Below are 14,186 nucleotides of genomic sequence, written 5' to 3'. Positions count from 1 at the left end.
AGCAACCTACCCCTGTGGACGGCCGACACGACTCGCCGTCTTGGACACTTCCGGGGCATCTGGACGTCGCCGACTGCCCCGGAACTGTCCAGAACGCGGGGAGGGGTACGTCGGGCTACTTGGCGTAGGAGTGGAGGCCGGAGCCGAAGAGGTTGACGACGTAGTAGCTGGTGACGAAGGTGGCGAAGCCGACGATGGCGATCATCGCGGCGCGCTTGCCCTTCCAGCCGGCGGTGGCGCGGGCGTGGAGGTAGCCGGCGTACACGACCCACGTGATGAAGGCCCAGACCTCCTTGGGGTCCCAGCCCCAGTAGCGGCCCCACGCGTAGTGCGCCCAGATCGGGCCGGCGATGAGGGCGCCGAAGGTCCACAGCGGGAACCCGACCGCGATCACCCGGTACGCGAGCCGGTCCATGACCGCCGCCGACGGGAACCGCGACAGCCGCGGGCCCACCGTGCCGTTGTCCTCCGCCCGCTGACGCACCAGGTACATCACCGACGCCGCCGTGCCCAGCAGGAAGAACGCACCGGCGATCATCACCGCCGCCACGTGGATGACGAGCCAGTACGAGTGCAGTGCCGGCACGAGCGGGCCCGGCTCGACGTAGGTCGAGACGGCCAGGCCGAGCACCGCCAGCGCGAAGCCCGAGACGATGCCACCGACCCACTCGATCGGCGAGATCCGCGCCACGACGACGTACACGAGCAGCGCGATGAACGCGCCACCCACGCCGAACTCATACATGTTGCCCCACGGCACACGCTGCGACGCCAGACCACGCGTGACCATCGCGAGCCCGAGCACGACGGTGCCGAGCACCGTGAGCGAGTACGCGACGGAGCGCAGGACGTCGGAGCGGCTCGCCGTCTCCGGCTCGACCGGCTCCACCGGGACGCCGCCGGCCGCGACGGCCACCGGCTGGTCCTCCTTGACGACCTGACGGGCGAAACCCCACTCGGCCACGTAGGCCAGGAAGGCGAGCGCCACGACGATCATGCCGGAGGTGACGGCAAAGTTCGACACCTGCGTGTAGTCGGCGAGGGTCATCGGGGCTCCTTCTCCGGGTCGTCCGGTAGGTCGCCGAGGCCGCTGCGCAGCTGCGCCAGCAGGTCCTCGAGGCTCGTGCCGAGGTCGTCGCGCGGCACACGGTCGAGGGCGGCGACCTCCACCACGGTACGCGAACCCACCCGGCGTGCACGGACCCAGGTGCGCCGCGGCCGCACGGCCAGCGACAGCACCAGCCCGACGATGCCGATGCTGATGCCGCCGAGCGGCAGCCAGACCAGCGGCGTCGACGCGATCTGGAACCGCGCGAACAGCGTCAGGTCGGTGAACTCGATCGTGCCGCCGTCGGGCAGGTCGGCCTCCTGGCCGGGGCTGAGGCTCACACGGAAGTTCGAGCCGTCGGCGTTCTTGTACTGCTCGAGCTTGTCCTGGTCGAGGACGTACACCGACTGCGGCAGCCCGTCGTCGACGCCGAGGTCGCCGTGGAAGACGAACAGGCCCAGCAGCGGGTTGACCGCCCCCGGGAACGCCGAGATCGACGCCTCCTCGGTGCCGTTCGAGACCGCCGTGGGCAGGAAGAAGCCCTGGAACCCGAGCTGCTCGGGACGCGCGTCGGGCACCTTGATCACGCCGTTGGACGTGTACGTGCCGTCGGCCGGCAGGAAGGGCACCGCGCCGTCGAACACGACGTCGCCCTTCGCGTCGGTGATCTTGACCACCGGTGCGTAGCCCTGGCCGACGAGGAAGACCGACGTGCCCCCGACGTTCAACGGGTGGTTCACGCGGATCTCGTAGGGCTTCTCGCGCCCGTCGACGCCCTCGCGGTACGTGCCCGACGCCTCGAACAGGCGCGGCGCCCCCCGCTGCGGACCGGTCGTCCAGAACCGGGCGACCATCTTGTCGAGCTGCAGCGAGAAGGGCGGCAGGTCGTTCGTGTCGAACAGCGCGCCGGACGCGAACTCGTCGTACTGGGTGAGGACGTTGGCGAAGCCCTCGCCCTGGGTGACGATCGCGGCACCGCGGTAGCCCCACAGCGCACCCGCCGCCACGCCCACCAGCACCGCCACGATGCTGGTGTGGAAGACGAGGTTGCCGAGCTCGCGCAGGTAACCGCGCTCGGCCCGCACCTCGCCTCTGTTGGTCGCCGCCCCCGGCCCGGCACCCCCGCCGGCGCTGCTCGCCGCCCCCTCGTCGCGGACCACGTCGACGCGGCTGGGCAGGAGCCGCGGACCACGGAGGGCACCGCGCGCGACGGCGAGCACCTGCTCGACGTCGGCCTCGGTCTCGAAGGTGGCCGACGCCGGCAGCCGGTCGAAGTTGCGGGGGGCGCGGGGCGGACGGGCGCGCACCGACCTCAGGTACACCTTGGTCCGCGGCAGGATGCAGCCGATCAGCGACACCATCAGCAGCACGTACACGGCGCTGAACCACGGCGACGTGTACGTGTGGAAGACGCCGAGCCGCTCCAGCCACGGCGAGAGATCGGGGTGGCGGGCCTGGAAGGCCTCGACCGCGCGGGCGTCGACCCCGCGCTGCGGCACCACGGACCCCGGCACCGCCGCGATGGCGAGCAGCAGGAGGAGCAGGAGCGCCGTGCGCATCGACGTGAGCTGGCGCCACGCCCACCGCAGCGTCTCGACCGGCCCGAGTGCCGGCGCGAGCTCAGCGGGCTTGCGGTCCTTGCGGGGGCGGGCCATCAGATCGCCGCCCCGTAGCCGCCGGCCCACGTCTGCAGCTGCACGACGACCGCGTCCCAGACGCCCGTGACGAGCAGGACGCCGACGACGACGAGGAGGCCGCCGCCGACCCGCTGGAGGGTCTGCTGGTGGCGGCGCGCCCACCGGACGGCGTGCATGAACCGACCGAACCCGAGCGCCGCGAGCACGAACGGCACGCCGAGGCCGAGGCAGTACACGAAGGTCAGGAACGCGCCCCGCTCGAGCGTGCCGGAGTTGTTCGCGAGGGTGAGCACGGCACCCAGCGTCGGGCCGATGCAGGGCAGCCAGCCGAGGCCGAAGAACAGGCCGAGCAGCGGTGCGACGGCCACGCCCACCGCGGGCACCGCGTGCACGCGCACGTCGCGCTGCAGGATGGGCAGCACGCCGCTGAAGACGAGTCCGAGCACGATCACGACGATGCCCAGCACCACCGACATGGGTCGTCGGTAGTCGTAGAGCTCCTGGCCGAGCGCGCCGAACAGGGCACCGCCCGTCACGAACACCACCGTGAACCCGAGCACGAACAGCACCGACCCGAGCAGCAGCCGCGACCGTCCCTTGGTCTCGAGGTCCTGGACCCCGACGCCGCTGACGTAGGAGAGGTAGCCCGGCAGCAGGGGCAGCACGCACGGGGAGAAGAACGACACGAGCCCCGCGAGCACGGCGATCGGCACGGCCAGCAGGAGCGACCCCGACAGCACGGTGTCGGCGAACCAGTCGGTCACGAGGTGCTCGCCAGGACGTCGTCGAGGACGCCGGACAGCGTCGAGGCGCGCAGCTCGGGGTCGATGACGCGCGCGGCCACTCGTCCCTTCGCGTCGATGATCCAGGTGGTGGGGATGGCCTGGGACGGGAGGCTGTCGGCGAAGCCGAGCTGCTGGCGGCCGTCGGAGTCGACGATGCTCGGGTAGGTCGTGCCGATCCGCTCCTCGAAGGCGCGGGCGGCGGCGGTCTGGTCGCGCACGTTCAGGCCGAGGAACTGCACCCCGCGGTCGGCGTACTGCTGGGCGACCTCCTCGAGCACCGGCGCCTCCTTGCGGCACGGCGGGCACCAGGATCCCCACACGTTGACCACGAGGGTCTTGCCGGCGAAGTCGGCCGAGCTGATGGTCTTGCCCTCGAGGTCCTCGCCCTCCAGCACCGGGGCGTCGGCACGGTCCTCGACCGGGACCGACGTGACGAAGCGGCTGGCGCTGACGTAGCCGCCGGTGGAGCCCTCCGTGCCGCGACCGGAGCACGCCGCGAGCACGACGAGACCCAGGGCGAGGAGGACGGCGGCGCCACGTCGGCGCGGGGAACGGCTCACGGCTCAGGCGCCCCCGACGAACTTCTTGCCGGCCTTCAACGCGTCGGGCAGGAGGTCGCCGGCGGGCTCGGCGTAGGTGAAGCCGACGTAGCGGTCGCCGTCGAAGGTCAGGCTGGTCAGGCTGGCGAGCGAGCACTGGCGGGTGCGGGGGTCGTGCACGAACGACTTCTTCTCGTAGGCCTGGCGCGCGATCCAGACGGGGAGCTGGTGCGACACGATGACGGCCTCGTGCCCGCGGGCGGCGTCGCGGGCGTCGGCGACGGCCGCCTGCATCCGCGCGGCGATCTCGCGGTACGGCTCGCCCCACGACGGGCGGAACGGGTTGCGCAGCAACCACCAGTTCTTGGGGTGCAGGAACGCCTTGGGCTCGGCGCCGACGGTGCGGCCCTCGAACAGGTTGTCGGCCTCGATGACGCGGTCGTCGGTGGTGACCGGCGCGTCGAGCAGCTTCGCCAGGGGCGCCACGGTCTGCTGGGCCCGCTCGAGCGGGGAGGAGACGAGGTGCACGATCTCGTTCGTCGACAGGTGGTCGGCGGCGCGCTCGGCCATCTGGTGCCCGAGGTCGGAGAGGTAGAACTCCGGCAGCCGCCCGTACAGGACGCCCTGCGGGTTGTGGACCTCGCCGTGGCGCATCAGGTGGACGATGGTGCGTTCGCTCATGGGGGTTCCTCGCGGTGGACGGTGGGCCGTCGGGCTCGACTCAGGCCGGGGTGGCCGCTGCAGCGGCACGCGCCGCAGCAGGCAGGGCCTCCGCCATCCTAGTGAGTGCCTCGTCGTCGTGAGCCGCCGAGACGAACCAGGACTCGTAGGCGCTCGGCGGCAGGTACACGCCCGCGTCGAGCATGGCGTGGAAGAAGGCCGTGTAGCGGTGCGTCTCCTGGCGCTGCACGCCCGCGAAGTCGTGCACAGGCTCGGTCAGTCCCCACACGACGCTGAACATGCTGCCCACGTTCTGCACGACGTGCGGCACGCCGGCCTCGTCGAGCGCCGACGACACGAGGCCCCTGGCCCGCGCGGACCAGTCGTCGAGGCGGGCGTACGCCGCGTCGTCGGCGAGGCGCAGCGTGGTGAGCCCCGCGGTGGACGCGACGGGGTTCCCCGCGAGCGTGCCCGCCTGGTACACCGGACCGCTCGGCGCCAGGAGGGCCATGACGTCGGCGCGACCCCCGAATGCGGCCGCCGGGAACCCGCCGCCCATCACCTTGCCGAAGGTGAGGAGGTCGGGGCGCCAGCCCTCGTGCGCGCCGTCGAGCCCCCAGTGGCCGGACCGGGTCACCCGGAAGCCGGTCATGACCTCGTCGCTGACCAGCAGCGCCCCGTGCGCGGCGCAGGTCTCGGAGAGGAACTGGTTGAAGCCCGGCAGCGGGGGGACGACGCCCATGTTGCCGGCCGCGGCCTCGGTGATGACGCAGGCGATCTCGTCGCCGTGCTCGGCGAACGCCGCGGTGACCGCGTCGCGGTCGTTGTACGGCAGGACGATCGTGTCGGCCGTGACGTGCGCGGGGATGCCCGGCGAGCCCGGCAGGCCGAGGGTGACGACGCCCGACCCCGCCTCGGCCAGCAGGGCGTCGACGTGGCCGTGGTAGCAGCCGGCGAACTTCACGACGCGCGTGCGACCGGTGAACCCGCGGGCGAGACGGATCGCCGACATGGTGGCCTCGGTGCCCGACGTCACCATGCGCACGAGGTCGACCGGCGTGCGCGCCACGATCTCCTCGGCGAGCTCCACCTCCGGCGGGCTCGGCGTGCCGAACGACGTGCCCCGGGTGGCTGCGTCGGTGACCGCGGCGATGACCTCCGGATGGGCGTGGCCGAGCAGCATCGGGCCCCAGGAGCCGACGAGGTCGAGGTAGCGCGTGCCGTCCGCGTCGCGCAGCCAGGCGCCCTGCGCCGACGTCATGAAGCGCGGCGTTCCCCCGACGGCGCGGAAGGCGCGCACCGGGGAGTTCACCCCACCCGGCGACACCTGGACGGCGCGGTCGAACCACTGCTGGGACTGCGGGGTGGAGGACATGGCCTCCATTGTCCCGGGTCGGGCCCAGCGCCGGGACGGCGGCGGGGGGCTCCCGTCGTCCGTCAGGCGTGCCGTACGGGCCACTCGGACGTAACCTGGGGGACACATCCGTCGTTGATGAGATGCAGGCCACATCCACGAGGGAGCGAGGGCCGGTAACATCTGGTTACTGTGACCGCCGCCACGGCGGTCGCGGGAGGGACACGAGACGTATGGGAGCACGTAAGCTCAGCCGCTGGCAGAAGGCCGGCGCCCTGGTGCCGATGAGTCTGCTCGTGGTCGCCTGGGGAGCGGCGATCAGCAACACCGGTCTGGCCACGGCCAGCGACCGGGTGAGCGCCGACGACATCCCCGACGTCCCCGCGACGGCGTTCGAGCAGCCGGCGAGCGTGCAGGCGGCACCTCCGGGCGTCGACTCGCGCGCGGGCGCCAGCGGCACGCTCGCGACGCTGTCGACCAACGGCATCCCGACGGCCGCCCTGTCGGCGTACCGTCGCGCCGAGGAGCTGCTGGGCAAGGCCGACCCGTCCTGCAACCTCCCCTGGCACCTCGTCGCCGCGATCGGCCGGGTCGAGTCCAACCACGGCCGCACCGGTGGCAACGCGCTCGACGCGAAGGGTGTGGCGAAGCCCGGCATCTACGGCATCCCGCTCGACGGTCGCGAGGGCATCGCCGAGATCCGCGACACCGACAACGGCGCGCTCGACGACGACGCCGTGTACGACCGTGCGGTCGGTCCGATGCAGTTCATCCCCGGGACCTGGCGCTCGGTGGGCGTCGACGCCGACGGCGACGGCAAGAAGGACCCCCAGAACATCAACGACGCCGCCACGGCGGCCGCGATCTACCTCTGCTCCGGCAGCGGCGACCTGTCCACGGAGGACGGCGCCGCGGCCGCGGTCCGGCGGTACAACAACTCCTCCGACTACGTCGACCTCGTGCTGGGCATCAGCAAGGCGTACGCGAGCGGCGACTTCACCGCCACCCCGAACGGCACCTCGACCGGCTCGGTGCTGACCAGCCGGTCGTTCGACCAGACCCTCACCCCCGCCCAGCGTCGCGACGCGGTGAAGCAGGAGCAGAAGGTCCAGGAGTCGACGAAGAAGCCGCGCGGCGGCAGCTCTTCCTCCGGCGGCTCCTCGGGCGGGTCGTCCGGAGGCGGCTCCACCGGCGGAACGGGTGGCTCCACCGGCGGATCGTCCGGAGGCGGCTCCACCGGCGGCTCGGGTGGCTCCGGCGGAACAGGCGGTGGCTCCACGGGCGGGTCCGGTGGCGGGTCGACCGTCGGCGGCGCCGTGCAGGGTGCCGTGGAGAACACGCCCCTCGCGCCCATCACCAAGCCGGTGACCGACCTGCTCAGCGCCACCGAGGCGAACCTGCGCTGCGCCGTCGAGGTCTCCCTGCTCCCCGTCGACACCCACGCGGCCCGCTTCAAGGCCTGCATGGACAAGTACATGAAGGGCTGACCCGCCCCGACGCGACGAACCCCCGGCCTGCGGTCGGGGGTTCGTCGCGTCCGGGGCCCGTGGTTCGTCATGGTCCCGCGGGCGCGTCGGTGCGGGTACGCGTGATCCTGGGGCTGCGTCGGCGCGGCTTGCTGGTCGGGTGGGGCTGCGCTGGCGCGGCTTGCTGGTCGGGTGGGGCTGCGCTGGCGCGGCTTGCTGCTCGGGTGGGGGTGCGTCGGTGTGGCTTCCTGCTCGAGTGGGGGTGCGTCGGTGTGGCTTCCTGCTCGAGTGGGGGTGCGTTGGTGCGGCTTGCTGCTCGGGTGGGACTGCGCTGGCGCGGCTTCGACTCGTCCTGCGCTCCGAAAGGGCCTTGACCGGGCGGCTGGGCGGGAGCCGGCTTCGGGTCTCGGGCTGTGGCCCGCGCTGTGGGACGCAAGATGCTGCGTTCGTGTGCGGCAGGGTCAAGGATTCTGCGTTTGCTACGGGATCCCGTCGTCAACGCAGAAGCGTTCGACCTGATTCGCGTGAATGCAGAATCTTGGGTGCCCTTTGGGTTGGGGGGACGAAGGATTCTTCCTTCTCGTGGAACGGTCCACGAGAAGGAAGAATCCTTCACACCCCTCGCCCCCTCGTCGGTAAATCTGCCACCTCAGGAGCGCTCTTCAGGTGGCAGATCCACCGCCGGCACGCGCAAACGCAGAATCTTGCGTCCACCACGGGAGCCGCGGCCCGAGAACCCAGCCCAGCTCGCGCCCAGCCGCCCGGTCGAGGCCCTTTCGGAGACCACCTCCACGAGAAGCCGCGCCAGCGCAGCCCCACCCGACCACGGAACCGCGCCAGCGCAGCCCCACCCGACCACGGAACCGCGCCAGCGCACCCCCACCCGAGCGGGAAGCCACACCAGCGCACCCCCTCCCGCACGAGAGCCCGCGCCGACGCACGCACCCGGAGGTCGAGGGTGGCGCTCAGGCGCGGCGGGCGATCTCCGCGGCCCAGTAGGTGAGGACGATGTCGGCGCCGGCGCGACGGATGGAGGTGATCGCCTCCGAGACGGTGCGGTCGCGGTCGATCCAGCCCTTCTCGGCGGCGGCCTCGACCATGGCGTACTCGCCCGACACGGTGTAGGCGGCGACGGGCAGGTCGACGGCGGCGCGGATCGACGCGACGAGGTCGAGGTAGGCGAGCGCCGGCTTGACCATGACGATGTCGGCACCCTCCGCGACGTCGAGGAGCGTCTCGCGCAGCGCCTCGCGGGCGTTGCCCGGGTCCTGCTGGTAGGTCTTGCGGTCGCCCTGCAGCGAGGAGTCGACCGCCTCGCGGAACGGGCCGTAGAACGCCGACGCGTACTTCGCGGCGTAGGCGAGGATCGCGACGTCGGTGTGGCCGGCGTCGTCGAGCGCCGCGCGCACCACCGCGACCTGGCCGTCCATCATGCCGCTCGGGCCGACGAGGTGGGCTCCCGACTCGGCCTGCACGACGCCCATCCGGCCGTAGATCTCCAGCGTCGCGTCGTTGTCGACGCGACCCTGGTCGTCGAGCACGCCGCAGTGGCCGTGGTCGGTGAACTCGTCGAGGCACAGGTCGGCCATGACGAGCAGATCGTCACCGACCTCGTCACGGGCGTCGGCCAGGGCGACGTTGAGGATGCCGTCGGGGTCGAGCGCCCCCGAACCCACCGCGTCCTTGTGCTCGGGCACGCCGAACAGCATGACCCCGCCCAGGCCCAGGTCGGCCGCCTCGCGCACCGCTGCCCGTGCCGACGCCCGGGTGTGCTGCACGACGCCCGGCATGCTCGAGATCGGCTTGGGCTCGGCGAGCCCCTCCCCCACGAACATCGGCAGGATCAGCTGCGACGGCTCCGTGCGCGTCTCGCGCACGAGCGCCCGCATGGCGGGCGTCGTGCGGAGACGGCGCGGTCGGTGCACAGGCGGTCGACGCTGTGCTGGCCGGTCCTGGGCAGGTCGGTCCTGGGCCACGTCAGGCCTTGCGCCGCGACGACGGCTTCTTCTGCGACGGCTTCAGCACCGGCTCCCCCGCCTCCAGGAAGGCGAGCCGACGGGCGGCACCGAACTCGGCGAGCGCGTCCGCGAGCACGTCCGCCGACGGCTGCTCGGCGAGGACGTCGACCCGCAGGCCGTGCTCCTCCGCCGTCTGCGCCGTGGCCGGGCCGATGCACGCGATGATCGTCGACGCGTGCGGCTTGCCCGCGATCCCGACCAGGTTGCGCACGGTCGAGCTCGACGTGAACAGCACCGCGTCGAACTTGCCGGTCTTGATCGCCTCACGCGTCGGCGCCGGCGGCGGGGCCGCCCGCACGGTGCGGTAGGCGGTCACGTCGTCGACCTCCCAGCCGAGGTCCTGCAGGCCGGCCACGAGCGTCTCGGTCGCGATGTCGGCGCGCGGGAGGAACACCCGGTTGATCGGGTCGAGCAGCTCGTCGAACGGCGGCCAGTCCTCGACCAGGCCGCGGGCCGACTGCTCCCCGCTCGGCACGAGGTCGGCGCGGATGCCCCACGTGCTGATCGCCTCGGCGGTCTTCTCGCCGACCGCGGCGATCTTCAGGCCCGAGAACGCGCGCGCGTCGAGACCGTACTCCTCGAACTTCTCCCGCACGGCCTTCACGGCGTTCGCGCTGGTGAACGCGACCCACTCGTAGCGGCCCTCGACCAGGCCACGGACGGCCTTGTCCATCTGCTGCGGGTTGCGGGGCGGCTCGACGGAGATCGTCGGCACCTCCTCCGAGACCGCGCCGTAGGAGCGCAGCCGCGCGGCCAGGCCGGCCGACTGCTCCTTGGTGCGCGGCACGAGCACGCGCCAGCCGTACAGCGGCTTCGTCTCGAACCACGACAGCGCCTCGCGCATCGCGACGACCTCGCCGACGACGGTGATGGCCGGCGACGTCATGGCCGCGGCCTTCGCGTCGACGGCGATGTCGGCGAGCGTGGACACGACGGTCGTCTGCTCGGTGGTCGTGCCGACGCGGGTCATGGCGACAGGCGTCTGCGGGGAGCGGCCCGCCTCGATCAGACCGGCCGCGGCCTCACCGATGCGCGCGACGGCCGACAGCAGCACCAGCGTGTCGGTACCGGCGTGGTCGGCCCAGGTGATGGTCGCGTCGCCGACGCTGACCACGCGGTACTGACGGTGCGCCTTGTTCGTGAGCGGCACGCCCGCGTAGGCGGGGACACCGGTGACCGACGAGACGCCGGGCACGATCTCGAAGGCGATGCCGGCCTTCGCGCACGCGGCCGCCTCCTCGGGCGCCGTGGCGTACGTGAACGGGTCGCCGCTGACCAGGCGCACCACGTGGGCGCCGGTCCTCGCGTGCCGGACGACGAGCCGGGCACGCGCGGCGTGGGTGAGGGCGGTGCCGTCCTCACCGACGCCGCCGTCGACGACCTCGACGCCCTCGGGCACGAGGGCAGCCTGCTCGGGCTGCTCGATGATGGCGACGTCGGCCTCGGCGATGAGCTCGGCCGCGCGGACGGTCAGCAGGCTGGCATCGCCCGGGCCGGTGCCGACGAAGCTGACGTGCCCCAGCGGCTTCGGGCTCCGCTTGGTGGCGGGCTCCTGCTTCGCGGGTGCCTCGACGGTGGCGGTGGTGGGTGGTGTCACGGTGTCGGTCTTCTTCCTGGACTGCCGGGTGGTCATGAGGTGGATCCGATCGATGTGCCGGACGGGGTGTCGGCCATCAGCTCGGACGCACCTTCGGCGAGCATCTCGGCAGCGAGACGTTCGCCGACCGCTGCCGGCTCGCTGAGCGGGCCGGAGGCGGACAGGCGGATGGTGGGTGAGCCGGAGGGGTCTCCGACCACGGCGCGCAGCCACAGCTCGTCGCCGTCGTCTCCCCAGACGACGTCGGCGAGCGCACCGACGGGTGCGCTGCACCCTGCCTCCAGCGCGGAGAGCAGGGAACGTTCGGCCGTGACGGCGGCCCGGGTGTCCCGGTCGTCGAGCACGGCGAGGATCGTAGCGGTCTCGGCGTCGTCGGCGCGACACTCGCAGGCGAGGGCGCCCTGGCCGGGGGCCGGGAGCACCTGGATCGGGTCGAGCACCTCGGTGGCCTCGTCCTCACGCCCCAGGCGCAGGAGCCCGGCGCGGGCGAGGACGACGGCGTCGAGCTCGCCCGACGTGACCTTGCCGATGCGGGTGTCGACGTTGCCGCGCACGGGCACGACCTCCACGCCGAGACCGAGCGCGTTGATCTGGGCGGCGCGACGCGGCGACCCGGTGCCCACCCGCGAGCCGTGCGGCAGCTCGCCCAGGGTGAGCCCGTCGCGGGCGACGAGCACGTCGCGCGGGTCCTCCCGCGACGTGACCGCGGCGAGCGTGAGCGACGGGTCGGGGGTCGTCGGCAGGTCCTTCAGCGAGTGCACGGCGAGGTCGACGTGACCGTCCAGCACCGCCTCGCGCAGGGCAGCGACGAACACGCCCGTGCCGCCGATCTGGGTGAGCGGGGCCTGGTTCCGGTCGCCCTCGGTGCTGACGGTGACGAGCTCGACGTCGACGCCGGTCAGCTCGGTGATCAGGGCCGCCACCTGCCCCGACTGGGTGGTGGCGAGGGCGCTGGCACGGGTGCCGAGACGCAGGGGGGCGCGGTCGCTCATCCCTTGCCTCCCTTCACCTGGGTGACGGCGTCGACCGTGGCGGGGTCGAGCGCGAACAGGTCCGACAGCGCGTCGGCGTAGGTGAGCCCCGCAGGGCCGTCGATGAGCTGCTGCACCCGCACCGTCGGCGCGTGGATCAGCTTGTCGGCGACCCGCTTCAGCGCGATGCGGACCTGCTCGACCTGGTCCGGCGCGAGACCGTCCAGGCGGCCCAGCAGACGCGACGTCTCGGCGTCCACGACCTCGGTGGCCATGCTGCGCAGCGCCTTCACGGTGGGCGTCACGCGCGACTGCGCCTTGGCCGCCAGGAAGCTGCGCACCTCGTCGGCGACGATCGCCCGCACCTGCTCGACGTCGCCGGCCAGCTCAGCGTTCTCCGAGCGGGCGGCGAGCGTGACCAGGTCGATCACGGTGACCCCGTCGAGCTCACCCACGCCGGCGGCGACGTCGCGCGGCAGCGCCAGGTCGACGAACACCATCTCCTCGGACCGGCGACCACCCCGGGCGAGCGCCGCGGCGACCCGGTCGACCTCGAAGACCGACCCGGCCGCACCGGTGCAGCTGATGACCACGTCGGCCGCCGCCAGCTCGACGTCGAGCGCCTCCCAGCGGACGGCGCTCACGCCGAAGGTGGCGACAAGCTCGTAGGCGCGCTGGAACGTGCGGTTGGCGACCATGATGCGGCGCGGCTCGACACCGCGCTCCACGAGCGTGCGGACCGCGAGGCTGGCCATCGTCCCCGCCCCGGCCACCAGGAACCGGGTGTCGGGCTCGAGCACCACGTCGCCCACGGCGTCCAGGCCGGCCGTCACCGTCGACGGCGCCAGCCGGTCGATCCCGGTCTCCGCGTGCCCGCGCTTGCCGATGCGCAGCGCCTGCTGGAACAGCGCGTTCAGCGCCGAGCCGACCGTCGACTCCGCCTGGCCCGTGTGCAGCGCCTGGCGCACCTGGCCGAGGATCTGGCTCTCGCCGAGGATCATCGAGTCCATGCCCGCCGCCACCGAGAACAGGTGCGCGACCGCCGAGTCGTCGTAGTGCACGTACGCGTGCGACACGAGGTCCTCACGACCCAGCCCCGCGTGCTCGGCCAGCAGGTGCGAGACGTCCTCCAGGGCGTTGTGGAACCGGTCGGCCTCCACGTACACCTCGACCCGGTTGCAGGTGGAGATGACGGCGGCCTCCGTGACCGACGCCGTCTCCAGCGCCCGGTGCGCGAGCTTGACCGCCGCGTCGGTGTCGAGCGACGCGCGCTCCAGCACGTCGATCGGGGCCGACCGGTGGGACATGCCCACCACCAAGACGCTCATGCCGTCACCTCCGTGGGAAGAGCACGGTACGGACGTGCCGGCATGAGGTGCCCATTCACCGCTCGCTGGCGCTCGCTCATGCCGTCTCCGCCTTCCGCTGCTCGTGGTACGCGAGGATCTGCAGCTCGACCGAGAGGTCGACCTTGCGCACCTGCACGTGGGGCGGCACCTGCAGCACGGCAGGTGCGAAGTTGAGGATGCTCGTGACGCCGGCGGCGACCAGGCGGTCGGCGACGTCCTGCGCGGCGTCGCCGGGCACGGCGACCACGGCGATCGCGATGGCGTGCTGCGCGACGACGGCGTCGAGCGCGTCGAGCGGGCGCACCTCGACGCCACCGACCGTGCTGCCGACCCGGGCCGGGTCGGTGTCGAGCACGGCCGCCACGCGGATGCCGCGCGGCGCGAAGCCGCCGTAGGTCGACAGCGCCGAGCCGAGGTTGCCGGCGCCGACGATGACGACGTCCCACGTCTGCGTCTGCCCCAGCCCTCGCGCGATCTGGTACTGCAGGTACTCGACGTCGTAGCCGACGCCCCGGGTGCCGTAGGAGCCGAGGTGGGACAGGTCCTTGCGCACCTTCGCGGGGTTGACGCCCGCCGCCTCGGCCAGCTCGACCGACGAGCAGGTCGCGGCGCCCGCGTCCGCGAACGTCTGCAGGACCCGCAGGTACAGCGGCAGGCGTGCGAGCGTCGCGTCAGGGACGTCGCGGGTCGCCGATGCCGCCGCGGGATCGGGGGTCCCGGTCGGGGTCTCGCGCAGAAGGGTCACGGTGCTCCATCGCGCCG

General features: G+C 72.7%; 12 protein-coding genes. 1 reads left to right on the top strand and 11 read right to left on the bottom strand.

All coding sequences use genetic code 11. The features are described 5' to 3' along the window. Positions 1 to 115 precede the first annotated feature (115 nt). The 6 genes from ccsB to hemL are packed head-to-tail and all read right to left on the bottom strand — an operon-like array spanning position 116 to position 6,044. Complete coding sequence (ccsB, locus tag AC3WRM_RS09135) at positions 116 to 1,048, bottom strand: c-type cytochrome biogenesis protein CcsB (RefSeq protein ID WP_492248087.1); 933 nt, start codon at positions 1,046 to 1,048, stop codon at positions 116 to 118. Continuing rightward, a complete protein-coding gene (gene resB, locus AC3WRM_RS09130; protein ID WP_492248088.1) occupies positions 1,045 to 2,703 on the bottom strand; it encodes a cytochrome c biogenesis protein ResB in 1,659 nt (552 codons plus the stop codon). Before resB ends, ccsB begins: the two co-directional genes overlap by 4 nt. Continuing rightward, positions 2,703 to 3,449, bottom strand: coding sequence for a cytochrome c biogenesis CcdA family protein (locus AC3WRM_RS09125; protein ID WP_492248089.1), 747 nt, complete (start codon positions 3,447 to 3,449; stop codon positions 2,703 to 2,705). Before AC3WRM_RS09125 ends, resB begins: the two co-directional genes overlap by 1 nt. After that, positions 3,446 to 4,030 carry a TlpA family protein disulfide reductase gene (locus tag AC3WRM_RS09120; RefSeq protein WP_492248090.1) on the bottom strand — a complete coding sequence of 195 codons (585 nt, stop codon included), beginning with the start codon at positions 4,028 to 4,030 and terminating at the stop codon, positions 3,446 to 3,448. Before AC3WRM_RS09120 ends, AC3WRM_RS09125 begins: the two co-directional genes overlap by 4 nt. 3 nt (positions 4,031 to 4,033) lie before the next feature. Next, a complete protein-coding gene (locus tag AC3WRM_RS09115; protein ID WP_492248091.1) occupies positions 4,034 to 4,690 on the bottom strand; it encodes a histidine phosphatase family protein in 657 nt (218 codons plus the stop codon). A gap of 40 nt (positions 4,691 to 4,730) precedes the next feature. After that, a complete protein-coding gene (gene hemL, locus AC3WRM_RS09110; RefSeq protein WP_492248092.1) occupies positions 4,731 to 6,044 on the bottom strand; it encodes a glutamate-1-semialdehyde 2,1-aminomutase in 1,314 nt (437 codons plus the stop codon). 212 nt (positions 6,045 to 6,256) lie between these two features. On the opposite strand from hemL, the gene AC3WRM_RS09105 reads away from it, so the two are divergent. Continuing rightward, the gene (locus tag AC3WRM_RS09105) at positions 6,257 to 7,510 is read left to right on the top strand and encodes a lytic transglycosylase domain-containing protein (RefSeq protein WP_492248093.1); all 1,254 of its coding nucleotides are present in this window, start codon (positions 6,257 to 6,259) and stop codon (positions 7,508 to 7,510) included. Positions 7,511 to 8,454: 944 nt separating this feature from the next. Here AC3WRM_RS09105 and hemB read toward each other — a convergent pair. From hemB to AC3WRM_RS09080, 5 genes are all read right to left on the bottom strand, one after another. Then, the gene (gene hemB / locus AC3WRM_RS09100) at positions 8,455 to 9,465 is read right to left on the bottom strand and encodes a porphobilinogen synthase (protein WP_492248094.1); all 1,011 of its coding nucleotides are present in this window, start codon (positions 9,463 to 9,465) and stop codon (positions 8,455 to 8,457) included. Between the two features lies 1 nt (position 9,466). After that, on the bottom strand, positions 9,467 to 11,140 hold the full coding sequence (locus AC3WRM_RS09095) for a bifunctional uroporphyrinogen-III C-methyltransferase/uroporphyrinogen-III synthase (RefSeq protein WP_492248095.1): 1,674 nt from the start codon (positions 11,138 to 11,140) through the stop codon (positions 9,467 to 9,469). Next, positions 11,137 to 12,096 carry a hydroxymethylbilane synthase gene (gene hemC, locus AC3WRM_RS09090; protein ID WP_492248096.1) on the bottom strand — a complete coding sequence of 320 codons (960 nt, stop codon included), beginning with the start codon at positions 12,094 to 12,096 and terminating at the stop codon, positions 11,137 to 11,139. Before hemC ends, AC3WRM_RS09095 begins: the two co-directional genes overlap by 4 nt. Continuing rightward, complete coding sequence (locus AC3WRM_RS09085) at positions 12,093 to 13,403, bottom strand: glutamyl-tRNA reductase (protein ID WP_492248097.1); 1,311 nt, start codon at positions 13,401 to 13,403, stop codon at positions 12,093 to 12,095. Before AC3WRM_RS09085 ends, hemC begins: the two co-directional genes overlap by 4 nt. Before the next feature lie 76 nt (positions 13,404 to 13,479). Next, a complete protein-coding gene (locus AC3WRM_RS09080; RefSeq protein ID WP_492248098.1) occupies positions 13,480 to 14,169 on the bottom strand; it encodes a redox-sensing transcriptional repressor Rex in 690 nt (229 codons plus the stop codon). Between the last annotated feature and the right edge of the window lie 17 nt (positions 14,170 to 14,186).

It is taken from the genome of Aeromicrobium sp. EU05-FHT14F07, assembly GCF_058790455.1.
This window is presented reverse-complemented; position numbering and strand designations above follow the sequence as displayed.

What these genes read in the sequence shown, in the direction of transcription:
- AC3WRM_RS09105 (WP_492248093.1), top strand. Translation starts at nt 6,257, where the DNA reads ATGGGAGCACGTAAGCTCAGCCGCTGGCAGAAGGCCGGCGCCCTGGTG.
- AC3WRM_RS09095 (WP_492248095.1), bottom strand. Translation starts at nt 11,140, where the DNA reads ATGACCACCCGGCAGTCCAGGAAGAAGACCGACACCGTGACACCACCC.
- AC3WRM_RS09115 (WP_492248091.1), bottom strand. Translation starts at nt 4,690, where the DNA reads ATGAGCGAACGCACCATCGTCCACCTGATGCGCCACGGCGAGGTCCAC.
- resB (WP_492248088.1), bottom strand. Translation starts at nt 2,703, where the DNA reads ATGGCCCGCCCCCGCAAGGACCGCAAGCCCGCTGAGCTCGCGCCGGCA.
- AC3WRM_RS09085 (WP_492248097.1), bottom strand. Translation starts at nt 13,403, where the DNA reads ATGAGCGTCTTGGTGGTGGGCATGTCCCACCGGTCGGCCCCGATCGAC.
- hemC (WP_492248096.1), bottom strand. Translation starts at nt 12,096, where the DNA reads ATGAGCGACCGCGCCCCCCTGCGTCTCGGCACCCGTGCCAGCGCCCTC.
- hemL (WP_492248092.1), bottom strand. Translation starts at nt 6,044, where the DNA reads ATGTCCTCCACCCCGCAGTCCCAGCAGTGGTTCGACCGCGCCGTCCAG.
- ccsB (WP_492248087.1), bottom strand. Translation starts at nt 1,048, where the DNA reads ATGACCCTCGCCGACTACACGCAGGTGTCGAACTTTGCCGTCACCTCC.